At 46.1% G+C, this 14,115-nt stretch carries 14 protein-coding genes; 3 read left to right on the top strand and 11 right to left on the bottom strand.

Annotated elements, in window-relative coordinates:
- Nucleotide 1: 1 nt before the first annotated feature.
- The 11 genes from rpmE to LGT40_RS12315 all read right to left on the bottom strand — a co-directional run bounded on the left by rpmE (nucleotide 2) and on the right by LGT40_RS12315 (nucleotide 11,011).
- A complete protein-coding gene (gene rpmE, locus LGT40_RS12365; RefSeq protein ID WP_014705308.1) occupies nucleotides 2–202 on the bottom strand; it encodes a 50S ribosomal protein L31 in 201 nt (66 codons plus the stop codon).
- 124 nt (nucleotides 203–326) lie between these two features.
- On the bottom strand, nucleotides 327–902 hold the full coding sequence (locus LGT40_RS12360) for a class I SAM-dependent methyltransferase (RefSeq protein ID WP_226072415.1): 576 nt from the start codon (nucleotides 900–902) through the stop codon (nucleotides 327–329).
- Nucleotides 902–2,353, bottom strand: a complete 1,452-nt coding sequence (locus LGT40_RS12355) for a TrkH family potassium uptake protein (RefSeq protein ID WP_226072418.1) — start codon at nucleotides 2,351–2,353, stop codon at nucleotides 902–904. The genes LGT40_RS12360 and LGT40_RS12355 overlap by 1 nt, the downstream gene beginning before the upstream one ends.
- Nucleotides 2,354–2,359: 6 nt before the next feature.
- Nucleotides 2,360–3,871, bottom strand: coding sequence for an apolipoprotein N-acyltransferase (gene lnt, locus LGT40_RS12350; protein WP_226072420.1), 1,512 nt, complete (start codon nucleotides 3,869–3,871; stop codon nucleotides 2,360–2,362).
- Entirely contained in the window at nucleotides 3,871–4,740 is an 870-nt protein-coding gene (locus tag LGT40_RS12345) for a CorC family transporter (protein ID WP_226072422.1), read from the bottom strand. Before LGT40_RS12345 ends, lnt begins: the two co-directional genes overlap by 1 nt.
- Entirely contained in the window at nucleotides 4,737–5,201 is a 465-nt protein-coding gene (gene ybeY, locus LGT40_RS12340; protein ID WP_226072425.1) for an rRNA maturation RNase YbeY, read from the bottom strand. Before ybeY ends, LGT40_RS12345 begins: the two co-directional genes overlap by 4 nt.
- A complete protein-coding gene (locus LGT40_RS12335; protein ID WP_226072428.1) occupies nucleotides 5,198–6,172 on the bottom strand; it encodes a PhoH family protein in 975 nt (324 codons plus the stop codon). The genes ybeY and LGT40_RS12335 overlap by 4 nt, the downstream gene beginning before the upstream one ends.
- Before the next feature lie 21 nt (nucleotides 6,173–6,193).
- A complete protein-coding gene (gene miaB / locus LGT40_RS12330; RefSeq protein ID WP_226072444.1) occupies nucleotides 6,194–7,534 on the bottom strand; it encodes a tRNA (N6-isopentenyl adenosine(37)-C2)-methylthiotransferase MiaB in 1,341 nt (446 codons plus the stop codon).
- 142 nt (nucleotides 7,535–7,676) lie between these two features.
- Complete coding sequence (locus tag LGT40_RS12325) at nucleotides 7,677–9,266, bottom strand: glucan biosynthesis protein G (RefSeq protein ID WP_226072447.1); 1,590 nt, start codon at nucleotides 9,264–9,266, stop codon at nucleotides 7,677–7,679.
- 71 nt (nucleotides 9,267–9,337) lie between these two features.
- Entirely contained in the window at nucleotides 9,338–10,600 is a 1,263-nt protein-coding gene (locus LGT40_RS12320) for an acyltransferase family protein (RefSeq protein ID WP_226072450.1), read from the bottom strand.
- A gap of 99 nt (nucleotides 10,601–10,699) precedes the next feature.
- Nucleotides 10,700–11,011 carry a hypothetical protein gene (locus LGT40_RS12315; RefSeq protein ID WP_226072452.1) on the bottom strand — a complete coding sequence of 104 codons (312 nt, stop codon included), beginning with the start codon at nucleotides 11,009–11,011 and terminating at the stop codon, nucleotides 10,700–10,702.
- 218 nt (nucleotides 11,012–11,229) lie between these two features.
- On the opposite strand from LGT40_RS12315, the gene LGT40_RS12310 reads away from it, so the two are divergent.
- From LGT40_RS12310 to ycaO, 3 genes are all read left to right on the top strand, one after another.
- Nucleotides 11,230–11,664, top strand: a complete 435-nt coding sequence (locus tag LGT40_RS12310) for a GlcG/HbpS family heme-binding protein (protein ID WP_226072454.1) — start codon at nucleotides 11,230–11,232, stop codon at nucleotides 11,662–11,664.
- Between the two features lie 33 nt (nucleotides 11,665–11,697).
- Nucleotides 11,698–11,901 (top strand): DUF3185 family protein, encoded by a 204-nt coding sequence (locus LGT40_RS12305; RefSeq protein WP_226072457.1) that lies wholly within the window; start codon nucleotides 11,698–11,700, stop codon nucleotides 11,899–11,901.
- Nucleotides 11,902–12,308: 407 nt separating this feature from the next.
- Nucleotides 12,309–14,051 (top strand): 30S ribosomal protein S12 methylthiotransferase accessory factor YcaO, encoded by a 1,743-nt coding sequence (gene ycaO, locus LGT40_RS12300; RefSeq protein WP_226072460.1) that lies wholly within the window; start codon nucleotides 12,309–12,311, stop codon nucleotides 14,049–14,051.
- Nucleotides 14,052–14,115: the final 64 nt, after the last annotated feature.

The raw sequence follows: 14,115 nt of genomic DNA, 5'->3' as shown, positions 1-14,115 counted from the left end.
ATTATTTTCCGTATTTTTGACGGAATTTATCAACACGACCGGCGCTATCCAGCATTTTCTGTTTGCCGGTGTAGAACGGATGACATTCTGAGCATACATCCAGCGTCAGGTCATTGCCGCGTGTTGAACGGGTTTTGAAGCTGTTACCACAACTACAAGTAACGTTAATTTCGCTATAATCTGGATGGATATCCGCTTTCATATCTGTTCTCGCCAATAATAATGTTTGCCCGACAAACATACTTTATATGTTTGCCCTTTCTGAACCGCATAATTCTACTGATCCGCCCGCCATTCAGCAAGCCTTAAATAAGTATTTATTTTTATTACGACTTTTGAGCAACCAGCATCGCCTGGTTTCGCCAGCCATGTCCTGTATCCCCGAGTAGAGATTCTTCGCGATAAACACGTATTTTGAGACCATCAAACAATTGCAACAGTTCATTATCTGCTAATAAAAACTCTGGATTTTGCGGCCCCTTGTTATCAACCTTATCGCGACAATAGGTTTGATAAAAAACCAAGCCATTCGGTTTTACAGCATTGGCGATATCCGGGCAGATTTGTCGCTCCAGAAAATGACTGATAACAATCACATCAAACGTATTTGCCCCAGGTGGTGCTACAGTGACATCTCTCTGTTCGGTCAACATTTCCAATTGCCGACGTTGAGCTTCTGCACTCAATTTTACTAATGCTTCATTGCTAATATCCCAGGCATGCGCCTGCAAACCAAGACTTGCCAGTAACAATGCATTAGCACCCAGTCCACAAGCCAGATCCAGTGCACGCCCCTGACGGGGAAGTAAATGCTGGTTTTGCGTAAGAACCCTTGCTGGCTCAGGATAAACCACGACATCAGCTTGATAACGCTTGTTCCACTTTTGCTTACTATCTGTCATTATCGACGCCAGAATGCAGGAGTCAGTACAACTAACAAAGTGAAGATTTCAAGCCGTCCCAATAACATAGCCACGCATAATATCCATTTTGACGGCGCATTGATCTGCCCAAAATTAGCCCCCACATCACCCAGGCCTGGGCCAAGATTATTCAAACAGGCAGTAACCGCTGAGAACGAGGTCACCACATCCAGACCGGTTGCCATCAATAATAGATGCATAATGCTAAAACAGAACACATAAAGGGCAAAGAACCCCCACACCGCACCAACGATTTTTGCTGGTAACGCCTTGCCATTAACTTTGATAGCAAATACCGCATTGGGATGGATGAGACGCAAGACCTCACGATACCCCTGCTTGAACAGCAGCATGACTCGGATAACTTTAATGCCTCCACCCGTCGAGAATGCACACCCGCCGATATAACTGGTCATCAACAATAAAATCGGTAAAAACCCGGGCCATAAATAATAATCTGTGGTGGTAAAACCGGCGGTGGTTCCAATGGAAACAGCCTGAAAAATGCCATGGTGGGCTGAGGTCCAGCCATCATCAAAAGTCCCCGTAAAATAAAGATAAGTCGAGGTAATTAATGAAATAATGAACATAATGCCCAGGAAAACTTTCAGCTCAGAGTCGCGTAAGTAATGCATCAGACTGCGATGTCGCCAGGCCAGAAAATGCAATGAAAAGTTCATCGCCGAGATCAGCATGAACGCCACAGCAATCATCTCAATTGTCGCGCTGTTAAAGAAGCCCATACTGGCATCATGCGTGGAAAAACCGCCAATGGCGACAGTCGAGAAACTATGACCAATAGCATCAAACCATGACATTCCCGCCCAGTAATAAGCGATGGCGCAAGCAATCGTTAAACTTAAGTAGATATACCAAAGTGCCTTTGCCGTTTCAGTGATACGTGGCGTTAATTTGGCATCTTTCATAGGGCCCGGGGTTTCTGCACGATACAGCTGCATACCACCGACCCCTAATAACGGCAGAATAGCCACCGCTAAAACAACGATCCCCATACCGCCCAACCATTGCAGGAATTGTCGATAGAACAAGACGGCTTCAGGTAAGGTGTCCAGTCCGACCAATACCGTGGCCCCCGTCGTAGTTAATCCCGACATCGACTCAAACACCGCATCGGTAATACTCATCTTGGGTGATTCTGTCAGATAAAACGGCAATGCCCCGGAAAAGCCCAGCGCAATCCAGAACATCACCACGACGATGAACCCGTCACGGATCTTCAACTCTTTTCGATGATTACGTGCTGGCAGCCACAATAATAACCCCGTACTGACCAAAATCAAAAAGGCTGTCAGAAATGCTGTGGCAGCACCATCATCAAACCACCATGACACCAGCACAGCAGGTAGCATGGTAATACTGAACAAGCTCAGTAAAATGCCCAAAATGCGCTGTATGGTCATTAATTGCATGGCGGGTTACGGCTCGTGTCGACGATAAAGAAACTGACCATACGCCCAGCCAATCAGTAACAACAAAATGACGATCAATAATGGCCATTGTCCAAAACGAACATAGGGCGTGCTACCGTTGCGAGCTTGTATATCTCCGGTAAGAACCGCCAGTTCAAATTGTGGACTTTTTTGCAGGATTTTCCCTTTATGATCAATGAAGGCGGAAATGCCATTGGTCGTCACACGAAGTATCGGTCTCCCCGTCTCTAATCCCCGGCTTCTGGAAATCTGCAAGTGCTGATGCGGAGCAAATGAATCGCCATACCAGGCATTGTTTGTGGCATTAATTAACAAAGTCGCTGCAGGCACGGTATCAAGTATCTCAGACGAAAAGGCATCTTCATAACAAATTGAAACCCCGACCGGTTGCCCCGCCAGCATCATTTGTGGCTGACCTGTAGTACCGGGTACAAAGCCGGACATGGGTAAATCAAAGAATTTAATCAGGCCGCGTAATGTTTCAAAAGGAACATAATCTCCAAAAGGCACCAGATGGCGTTTGTGATAAAAAACCGGCGTTTCGGTCAGACTGACCATACTGTTGTAATAATCTTCACCGTTCTCATCCAGTACGGGTAATCCCAGAATGATATCGGTGTTTCGGGAGCGTGCTTCTTGACCAAGCGGTGTCAGGTAGCCTTCAGCAATTTGATGATAAAACGCAGTGGCAGCATTTTCCGGCCAGACGATGACATCTGCATCCCAGTTCTCACGGCTGAGATCTGCATATAACTGCAATGTGTTACGAAGCTGCTGGGGATCCCATTTAATTTCCTGGGGTACATTGCCCTGTACCAAAGCAGCCTTTATTGGCTCACCGGTGGGTTGGGTCCACTCAATGGATTTCAAGGCATACCCCCCGCTCCATATCACCAGTGGCAATAACAAGAATGACCATTTACGCCAACAGAGGGAGACGGCCAGGCTACCAGCGGTAAGTGCAACCAGCCAGGAAGCCCCATGCACGCCGATTAACGGAATCACACCCGCCAGCGGACCTTCAATTTGGCCAGTGCCCAATTCCAGCCAGGGGAATCCCGTCAGGAACCAGGCTTTAAACCACTCAAATAGCAGCCAGCCAATCGGCAGTAATATCAGAAAATCTTTAGCAGAAAACACCGGGCCGGACAGGCGTTTTAAAAGCCAGCCCAATACGCCAACCATCAAACCTAAGGCGATAACAAACAAAGCCGTCAGCATGCCGGCAAGCAAGACACTGGCTTGTCCAAATACATGGATGGCAACGTATACCCAGGAAACCCCGACGCCAAACATCCCTGTACCAAACAAACTGCCCCGCCAGAATGCTTGTCTTGGTGTGACGTTTTGCCAGCTTAAAAACAGCATCAGCAGACTAAATACCGCTAATGGATAAAAATGGAAAGGCGCCAAGCTGAATGGCAGGATGGCACCCGCAACTAATGCCGCCCAGCTACCCAATGCACCTTGCCAAGCATTCTGCCCCGGGTTTGTCATTATTCTGTTTCGCTATCGCTGTCAGTAACTTCAGGTAATTTCACCATGCGTAACAAATGCACACGACGTTTATCTGCTCGTAACACCGTAAACTCAAACTGCCCGATAGTGACTTGCTCACTTCGACCCGGCAAGTGACCAAACTGATTCACCACATGACCACCGACGGTATCAAAATCATCATCACTCCAATCGGTCTCGAAATATTCGTTAAAATCTTCGACCGGGGTTAAAGCCTTTACCGTGAACGTATTTTCATCACGTTGTAAAATCGGTGCATCATCATCCACGTCATGTTCGTCTTCAATCTCACCAACTATCTGTTCCAAGACATTTTCGATGGTAATCATGCCGGCCACGCCGCCATATTCATCTACAACGATGGCCATATGATTACGACGGGCACGGAATTCACGTAACAGTACATTTAATCGCTTGCTTTCCGGAATAAATACCGCAGGACGAAGCAGCTCCCGCAAATCAAAATTAAACTCACCTGTACTGACTACTGCGGACAGTAAGTCCTTGGCAAGCAAAATACCAATAACATCATCACGATCATCGTCAATCACCGGAAAACGTGAATGCGAGGTTTCTGTCACCAGCTTAAGCGTTTCTTCCGGTGGCGCATCTCTGGAGACCATCACCACTTGGGATCGTGGGATCATGATGTCGCGGGCCTGCATCTGAGAAACGCTCAGAGCGCCTTCAACAATCGATAGTGCTTCCGCATCCAGAATATGTCGTTCGGAAGCATTGCGTAATAGTTCGATCAGTTGTTCCTGGTCTTTTGGCTCCAGAAACAAATTACTTAATTTTCTCACCCAGGAAACTGGACTGTCTGAGCGACTCGGTCGTCCCTCACTCATGATGTAACCCTCTGCTCTATATAAGGATTTTTGATATCAAGCTTTGCTAAAATACGGATTTCCAATGCTTCCATTTCTTCGGCTTCATCATCTTCAATATGATCATAACCGAGTAAATGCAAGCAGCCATGCACAATTAAATGGGCCCAATGATCGTCAAGAGTTTTATGTTGTTCCACCGCTTCGCGCTCAACCACTGGCACACACAAAACCAGGTCACCTAACAACATAGGTTCTAACGGTACTGGTGACTCAAAAGGAAAAGATAAAACATTGGTGGGGACATTTTTGCCACGGTAATCATTATTCAATTCGGCACTTTCTGCTTCATCGACTAAACGAATACTGAGCTCACAGTCTTCATTGACTTTCTCCAGTGCGGCACTGGCCCAGAGTTGAAATTGTTGTTCAGATGGCACATCTGCATCAGTCGCCTGCTGCAAATCAATAATGACGTTCACGACTTTGTTTCAGCCTTTTCATAAGCCTGGATGACTTTCTGTACCAGAGAATGACGCACAACGTCCTTGGCCTGGAAGAAAGTAAACCCTATGCCTTCGACATCTTTTAAGACTTCAATTGCATGTCGCAAACCAGAACGTACCGATCCCGGTAAATCCACCTGGGTAATATCGCCGGTGATAACTGCGGTCGAGTTATAGCCCAGTCGAGTCAGAAACATTTTCATCTGCTCAACTGTTGTGTTCTGCGCTTCATCAAGAATGATAAATGATTCATTCAAAGTTCGTCCGCGCATATAGGCCAGCGGAGCGACTTCAATCACATTGCGCTCAATCAGTTTGGCAACTTTTTCAAATCCCAGCATTTCGTAGAGCGCATCAAACAATGGTCGTAAATACGGATCCACTTTCTGAGCCAAATCGCCAGGCAAAAAACCCAGTCGCTCACCCGCTTCAACAGCCGGTCTGACCAGCACAATACGTCTGGCAAAATCACGTTCCAGTGCTTCCACTGCACAGGCCACGGCCAGATAGGTTTTACCGGTACCGGCAGGTCCAACACCAAAATTGATGTCATGCGTCATCACCCGACGCAGATAGGCTTGTTGATTTTCACCACGCGCTTTAATCAGTCCACGCTTGGTTTTGATGGTGACTTCTTTTTCTTCTTCAAAACCCGTCGTGTCGGTACCACCAGATTCACGAATCGCCAGATGAACCTGTTCCGGTTCCAAAACAGTTTGAGCAGTGTCGGCGTACAGCGCATGAATAACATCTTGTACTTCCGTCAGAATATCCGGCTTGCCAATGATCTGAAACTTTCCACCGCGATTATTAATTTCGACACCAAAGCCACGCTCCATCATCCGGATATGCTCATCCAGATGACCGCAAAGGTTAGCTAAACGGGGATTGTCCGCAGGACTTAATTCAAAGCTTATCGTGTCAACTGTTACAGCTGGAGTGACCACAAATTAGATTCCAAAAAGGAGTTAGAGGATAACGCTATCAGCAAGAAGTTCTCCTCGCAAGGAGTTGGTGTGCGCTTCAGTAATTCGCACGTCGACAAACTTGCCCACCAGCGCCATATCACCGGGGAAATTGACTACCCGATTATTTTCAGTTCTGCCGGCAATTTCGGCCGCATCTCGGTGAGCGGCCCGCTCGACCAATACTCGTTGCACCGTCCCGATCATCGAATCACTCACGGCATCTTCCAGTTCACGCAACCGATCCTGCATGATTTGTAGACGATGTTTTTTCTCTTCATCAGACACTGAATCGTTAAACATCGCGGCCGGTGTACCAGGACGTGCGCTATAAATAAAGCTGAAAGAATGATCAAAACCGATTTGATTGATCAATGCCATGGTGGCATTAAAGTCATCTTCCGTCTCGTTTGGAAATCCGACAATAAAATCACTCGACAGGCTGAGGTTGGGGCGGATTTTTTTCACCCGTTCAATTTTCTCAATATATTGTGCAACAGTGTGACCACGTTTCATCATCGCCAGAATGCGATCAGACCCTGACTGCACTGGCAAATGCAGGTGATTGACCAATTCCGGGACTTCGGCAAACGCCTCAATCAATGAATCGGAAAACTCCACCGGATGTGAAGTAGTAAAGCGAATTCGCTCAATACCTTCAATTGCCGCGACATAGTGAATCAATAACGCCAGATCAGCAGTTTCATCATCTTCAATAATACCGCGATAGGAATTTACATTTTGTCCTAACAGATTGACTTCACGTACACCCTGCGCAGCCAGCTGCCGAATTTCACGTAATACAGCACCAACCGGGCGACTCACTTCTTCACCCCGGGTGTAAGGTACGACGCAGAAGGTACAGTACTTGCTGCAACCTTCCATAATAGAGACAAACGCTGTCGGGCCATCGGCTTTCGGGGCAGGCAGGTTGTCGAACTTTTCGATTTCCGGAAAGGAGATATCAATTTCCGGTTTATTATTTTTCCGGACGTCATCCAACATGGTGGGCAGACGATGCAGGGTTTGTGGCCCAAAAATCAGATCCACATACGGCGCACGTTTACGAATCGCTTCACCTTCCTGGCTGGCAACACAACCGCCAACGCCAATCACCAGATGCGGTTTTTTATCTTTCCAGCGCTTCCAGCGGCCCAGTTGATGGAAAACTTTTTCCTGGGCTTTTTCACGGATCGAACATGTATTCAACAACAGTACATCGGCCTCTTCAGCGATGTCGGTGGTTTCCAATTGATGTGACGCAGCAAGCACTTCGGCCATCTTGTTCGAGTCGTACTCGTTCATCTGGCAACCAAAGGTTCTGATAAAAAGTTTTCCGGCCATAAAATCAGTTATTGATAAAGGGCGCACAGCATACGCTTTTTAGCGCGCAGAGTACAGACAAGTGATTGTTTTTGTTAGCGCAAACTTATTGGCCGTAAAACAAATCACTTGTCTGTGCCGAGCTGAACCTTGTCTTCCTTTTTCAGCGGGTTACAGCATAACCAACAGGGATCTGATAACTCCAGGTTTCGGATAAGGGTTGCTGATTTTCGTCCACCAGAGCAGCACGCATTTCCACCACTTGGTTAGGATCATGAATCTGCGTACGCATAATTAAACGCCAGCCTTTGGTAGCCGGGTTATAACGCAAGTGGCTGCTCAAAATTTCGGCATGCTCGCTGATACTGATTTGGGTTGCTGGAACCTTATGTTCACCACGCTCGGTCAATACTGGTCCTTCAAAATCCACCTGCAATAATATGGTTTCATCCAAATCACGGATCAGATTGGCTTGTTTGTCTTCACCTGCAGAACGTAATGTTTGTGACACCCAGGCAATATTGGGGTCAGTCAATGAGGCTTCATCCAGTGTCCAATGAATTCGATATGATAGTTCTAGCGGTTCCCCCAGCGGTGGAAGATTATCCGGAATCCAGAAAGCACCGATATTGTCATTGGTCTCATCCGCCGTACGGTATTCAATCAATTTAATACGGCCTTTACCCCAATCACTTCTGGTTTCAATCCAGCCACTGGGGCGTAAATGATATAAATCATCCAACTCCTGAAAGCGCGAAAACTCACGGCCACGTTGCAGTAAACCAAAGCCTTTCGGGTTTTCGACCTGCCAGGTACTGACAGATACACCATCGGGATTATTCAGGGGGCGCCAGATCCGCTCACCGTTGCCAGCATGAATGGCCAACCCGTTTGAATCATGAATTTGCGGGCGGAAATTATGCTGACTTGGCGGTTGACGACCATCATATAAAAACATACTGGTGAGCGTTGCCAGTCCGAGTTCATGAACCTGTTTACGCAGATAGATCTTGGCGTCGACATCCAGCAACGTATCGGCGCCCGGCTGTAAATTAAAGCGATACGCTCCCGTTGCACTCGGCGAATCCAGCAAGGCATAAATCACCAGATTATCTTCACCAGGTTGAGGCCTTTGAATCCAGAACTCGCGAAACTCCGGAAACTCCTCGGCAATATCATCCGATACCGCCGTGTCGATATTCATACCGCGCCCAGACAAGCCGTACACCTGATCTTTACCAATCACTCTGAAATAACTCGCGCCTAGAATGCTCATAATTTCATCGTATTTATCTGCTTTGTTAATCGGATACAGCACCCGAAAACCGGCATAGCCCAGGTTGGCCGTTGTGGCTTTGTCAAAGCTTAAATCGCCAAACGCAAAATTTTCCGGGTCATACTGAATTTCAGTCACGCCATTGGGCAGGATCTCATTTATCTTAACCGGCACTTTAAAGTGCATACCCTGATGATAAAAAGCCAGGCGGAATGGGGTTTGCTGATCACTCCAATGAAATTTTTCCGCTTTCGGTTGGATCTTCATGTAATCAGCAAATTGCATCTGACTGAATTCATCAGGCAAATTGCTTTGAGGTTTGACATAGTCCTGTTTTACCAATGCCTGCGCTTGTTCCGCGACATCATCGAGCGAAAAGGCATAAAGACTACTTGAAAGCATCAACAAAATGATGGCAACAAGGTGGCTGAACAATATGGATAGATGTCCTGAGCGATTCGTTAAGGGATAAGACATGTTATTTCCTCAAATCAAAGCTGAAAAAGAAAACTACCTGGGCATGAGATAACACAACATCTACCCAAAAATTAAACTGGCTTGGTGGTTGTCAGTGGCAACCGTTTTAATATCCATTTGCGTGTAGGCACCACTGCCCTCTCCATAGACCAGACACACAAAATAATGGTCAGCAGCAGGAACAATGGATAAAACCAAATTGATAAGGTTTGTTCGCTGGCCTGAACCGCGCAACTTTCCCAATTCTGTAAGCACTCAAATGAAAAGACATTGAAAATCTTTTCTGTCCGGGAAAATAAAACAAAGGCCGGTACATGCAGGACAAATAATGGCAATGATGCCGCGCCAAGTCTACGGGACCAGTTGTTAAACCACTCACTGCGAGGCGTTCCCGCTAAGGCACATAGATAAATCAATGTCAGTTGTGCTGGTAACAACAAACCGTTGTGCAACAGAAAATACCAATAACGTTCGCCTTTAAGCAACCAGATGGCACCGAAAAAACAGACTAAAACAAATAACGTCATCATGACGCGGGTGAATAATTTTGGATCTCGTCCACTGTCACGTAACTGGCGGAATAAAGCATAACTGACGATACCGGCAAAAAACTCTGGAATACGAATAATCGGCATTCGATGCAATATGCCGGTAAAAGGCATTCCATAATCGCCATTCCATATCACCAGAAGCGGAGGAACAAGGTAAATCAGCATCAGCGCGGTAATCCATAACACTTTATGTTTTACCTGCATCAAATACGGCGCGGCAAAGGGAAAGGTCAGATAAAAGAAAAACAGCGTTGAAATCGACCATAACGGCGCATTAAAGGTCAGATAATAAGGATTCCATGCCTGCAACATAAACACTTGCAAAAACGAGTTCAGCAACAATTCTCCATTGCTCATGTAGTGTTCAAGTGAAGCACGGCCCGCCTCCCCTAAATCCACATTAGTGTCATACACCACAAATCGTACCGTCGCTTTAACATCATCAGGAGGAATGCCCAAATGACTGATAATGGTCAGCACAGTAAACGTCAACAATAATGAAAAAATATGTAACGGATATAAATTAGAAAAGCGTTTGGCCCAAAAGCTGGTTGCAGCCTCGCGTAATTCGCCATTACGACAATACACATGCGCCAACAAAAAACCCGACAAAACAAAGAAACTACTGGTCGCAAAAAAGCCGACGCCGACCATATCCATTAACCAAGGGACTTGGTCTTTGAGTTTGTAGGTATGCAGTGTGTGAAAAACGACAATGTATAAGCCGAGCAAAAAGCGCAGCCACTCCAAGCCTATAAAATGTTCCTTACCGCCTCGTTCCACACGGTTTCCTTAGCAAAGTTGAATATACCCGATAGTACGGATCGCAATTTAAAACGGTTTAACTTATTTTTTGCTACAAGCTATTTCAGTCAACTAAACTTAATCGGCACTGCGATAACTCCGCCGATAATTCCAGGCTTTTTCACATTCGGGCAAATCATAAAATAATACTCTTTGATCTCCCCCTGCATTGCCATAATCACTGTAGAAACGATCACAATATTCCTGACTACGGTCCCACTCAGCGACGCACTCCGCGGCATACTTTTCTCTGATGGGCCGTAGCTTTTCGAGTCTGGCTGCTTCACAGGCCTGGTCAAGTTGCTGCTGAACGGCATCCTGATCTTCAGCAAAACCCACCGGCATTGAAGTACTGATAACTATTGCCGTGAAAATTAAAACAGGTTTCATAGTCATATCCTTGATCAGTTTTAAGCCAATCGGCTTAATTTAAGTTAATGCGCTTATTCACTCACTCCCTGAGAGTAGACCTGATTGTTCCAATGTTGGCTGAAAGAATGGTCCATCCCTTTTCAGGCAACACATCATCCAATCCCGGATCATATTTCATATCGAAATGCTGCTGTAAATAATCTATTTACAGATCCTAAACTTTTAAGGAGATAAACATGCACGTTACTTCAGAAGACGCTAAAAAAGCGATTGACGGTGCACTCAAAAAGGCCGAGGAAACAGGTACTCGCATGTGTATTGCCGTTGTCGATTCTGGTGGCGCACTCAAAGCATTTTACCGTATGGATGATGCCTGGGTAGGCAGCATTGATATCGCGATAAAAAAAGCTCGCACAGCGGTCTACTTTGGCATGCCCAGTGGTGAAATCGGTGAACTTTCTCAGCCCGGCCAACCATTGTATGGCATCGAACACTCGAATGATGGCATGATTACTTTTCCTGGTGGCGTGCCAATTGTGGATGACGAAGGATTTATGTCAGGCGCAATCGGCGTCAGCGGCAGTTCTGTCGAAAACGACGACTTGGTTGCCCGTGCAGGAGTGGAAACCATTGGTGTTTGTGATTTACCAGATCACCCATGGAGAACGTAATTATATAAAACAAGAAATTAAGGAGAGAGAAAGATGGGAAGTCCCAAGCTTTTAGGTATTGTTTTAGTCATTGTTGGAATTATATTGCTGGTATTCGGCTTTAATGCTTCGCAATCGTTGGGCGATCAAGTAACCGAAACAGTGACGGGCCGTTTTACCGATGAAACCATGTGGTACATCATTGGGGGTGCTGTTGCAGTAGTAGTTGGTGGATTTTTGGCTTTAGGTAAAAAATAAATCTTTCTTAGTTGATGATTAAATCATTTTTATCAAATTAAGCTAAAAGGCACAGCAGCAAAAACTGTTAAGATGTGAAACCAAATCAGGCTAACTGAAAAAGCCCATTATCAGGGTCTGTTGATATTTCATAGTCACCACTGCTGGAGACTATTTTTCCTTCTCACAAGGCGGAAATAATGCGGTGTAGTAATTCTGCATAAGTCCTTTCCAACGTCGTGAGGGAAAATAGTCCCAGCCATCCGGGTTGAATCTGCAAATGCACCACTCTGCGTTGCTCGTCGTTTATTTAGAATGACTAAACTGCACATCTCGCGTCTTGATTGTTGCATTTTCAGTCACAACAGAAGCGGCTATGAAATACCAACAGACCCTAACGGCTTTTTTATCTATACGAGTATCACATCATGACTGAGCAAACATTCATCAAAGGCAAAGACAGCGACCTGGAAACCAGTATCGCCACCATGCAGGCCAAATTAAAATCCTTTGGTTTTGATATCGAAGAAGCCTCCTGGCTGAACCCGGTTAGCAATGTTTATTCAGTCCACATTCGCGATAAAACCTGCCCACTGATGTTTACCAATGGGAAAGGCAGCAGCGAAAAAGCTTGTCTGGCCAGTGCACTGGGGGAATATTTCGAGCGGCTCAGTTGCAATTACTTTTTTGCAGACTTCTATCTTGGTCAGCAGCACAGTAATGCCGAGTTTGTGCATTATCCTGATGAACGCTGGTTTGATATTGAAGGCGATGAGATGCCTGAAGGGTTGATGGATGAAACGTTGTGGAAATACTTTGATCCGGAAAATGAACTTACACCGGACATGTTGTTTGATACCAATTCAGGTGATGGTCAACGCGGAATCTGTGCACTTCCCTATCAGCGTCTGCGTGATGGTGTAACACGTTTTATTCCCGTCAATATTATCGGCAATATTTATGTCAGCAATGGCATGTCAGCAGGCAATACCCAGAACGAAGCCCGGGTACAGGGATTGTCTGAAGTCTTTGAACGTTATGTTAAAAACAAGATTATTGCCGAAGGGCTTTGTCTACCCGAAGTACCTGATGAGGTCTTGAACCGGTATCCCAAAATTCAGCAGGCCTTGCAGGAGTTGCGTGATCATGGTTATCACTTAAGAGTAGCCGATGCCTCTCTGGGGGGTCAGTTTCCGGTGATGTCAGTAACACTGATTAATCCGCAAGACGGCTCCGTGTTTGCCTCGTTCGGTGCCCATCCCAGTTTTGAAGTGGCACTTGAACGTACCGTCACCGAATTACTCCAGGGGCGGGGACTGAATCAATTGGATGTGTTCCATCCAGCGACTTTTGATCTCGATGAAGTCGCCTCTCCCGCCAATCTGGAAATGCATTTTATTGATTCCAGTGGTTATATTTCCAATGACTTCTTTCGGGAAACGCCAGATTACGATTTCTTCGACTGGGATTATGATGATGCCACGGCCGACGAATTCAAATTTTTGACCGATAAAATTCACGGACTGGGCTTTGATATATACATCGCTGATTATCATCACCTGGATGTCTATGCCTGTCGGATTCTGGTACCGGGTATGTCCGACATTTATCCGGTCGATGAATTAGTCTGGGAAAACAATAATGAAGGCGCGTTATTCCGTGAAGACTTCCTGACCCTGAAAGAGGGGGATCCAGAGCAATGGCAGGATATTCTGGATCGCCTAGATGAAGGTGGTTATAACGATCAAACTCCCGTCGCGCCGTTTATTGGACTGGCAGCGGATCCCGGCACGTTATGGTCCGACATCCGTCTTGGCGAACTCAAAGCCATGCTGTATCTGGCATTGGAAGATGAAGAGGCCATTGATTGGATTGACTGGTGTCTTGCATTGGATCAGGCAAGTGAACAATCCATTCGGCACTACCGTTGCCTGAAAGCCCTGCTGGAAATCAAATGGGATGATGGGCGTGACTATGCAGAATACACTTCTGGTCTGGCATTAATGTACGGCCAACAGAATGTCGATGATGGCATTCAAATCCTCGAAGGAGAAAAACTGTTTCATAACCTGCATTGCCCGGGGCTCAGCTTAGAGGGCTTTGAACGCCATAATGCGTTATTAGCCGGCTATGAAAAACTTCAGCATGCCAAGCGCACCAACTGGAAATAGGGTGACAGGCGTAAAATCATTGCCAGCAGATCACTCGCAAAAGCGTAAATCTAAGCCGGTTCAA

Origin of the sequence: Methylophaga pinxianii, from assembly GCF_020447225.1 — a bacterium.
Classification (GTDB): domain Bacteria; phylum Pseudomonadota; class Gammaproteobacteria; order Nitrosococcales; family Methylophagaceae; genus Methylophaga; species Methylophaga pinxianii.
Note: the sequence above shows the minus strand (reverse complement) of the source record. Positions and strands in the feature narration are given on the sequence as shown.

Excerpts from the sequence above, each read along its gene's own strand:
- rpmE (WP_014705308.1), bottom strand. The coding sequence starts at position 202 with ATGAAAGCGGATATCCATCCAGATTATAGCGAAATTAACGTTACTTGT.
- LGT40_RS12360 (WP_226072415.1), bottom strand. The coding sequence starts at position 902 with ATGACAGATAGTAAGCAAAAGTGGAACAAGCGTTATCAAGCTGATGTC.
- LGT40_RS12355 (WP_226072418.1), bottom strand. The coding sequence starts at position 2,353 with ATGCAATTAATGACCATACAGCGCATTTTGGGCATTTTACTGAGCTTG.
- lnt (WP_226072420.1), bottom strand. The coding sequence starts at position 3,871 with ATGACAAACCCGGGGCAGAATGCTTGGCAAGGTGCATTGGGTAGCTGG.
- LGT40_RS12345 (WP_226072422.1), bottom strand. The coding sequence starts at position 4,740 with ATGAGTGAGGGACGACCGAGTCGCTCAGACAGTCCAGTTTCCTGGGTG.
- miaB (WP_226072444.1), bottom strand. The coding sequence starts at position 7,534 with ATGGCCGGAAAACTTTTTATCAGAACCTTTGGTTGCCAGATGAACGAG.
- LGT40_RS12325 (WP_226072447.1), bottom strand. The coding sequence starts at position 9,266 with ATGTCTTATCCCTTAACGAATCGCTCAGGACATCTATCCATATTGTTC.
- LGT40_RS12315 (WP_226072452.1), bottom strand. The coding sequence starts at position 11,011 with ATGAAACCTGTTTTAATTTTCACGGCAATAGTTATCAGTACTTCAATG.
- LGT40_RS12310 (WP_226072454.1), top strand. The coding sequence starts at position 11,230 with ATGCACGTTACTTCAGAAGACGCTAAAAAAGCGATTGACGGTGCACTC.
- LGT40_RS12305 (WP_226072457.1), top strand. The coding sequence starts at position 11,698 with ATGGGAAGTCCCAAGCTTTTAGGTATTGTTTTAGTCATTGTTGGAATT.
- ycaO (WP_226072460.1), top strand. The coding sequence starts at position 12,309 with ATGACTGAGCAAACATTCATCAAAGGCAAAGACAGCGACCTGGAAACC.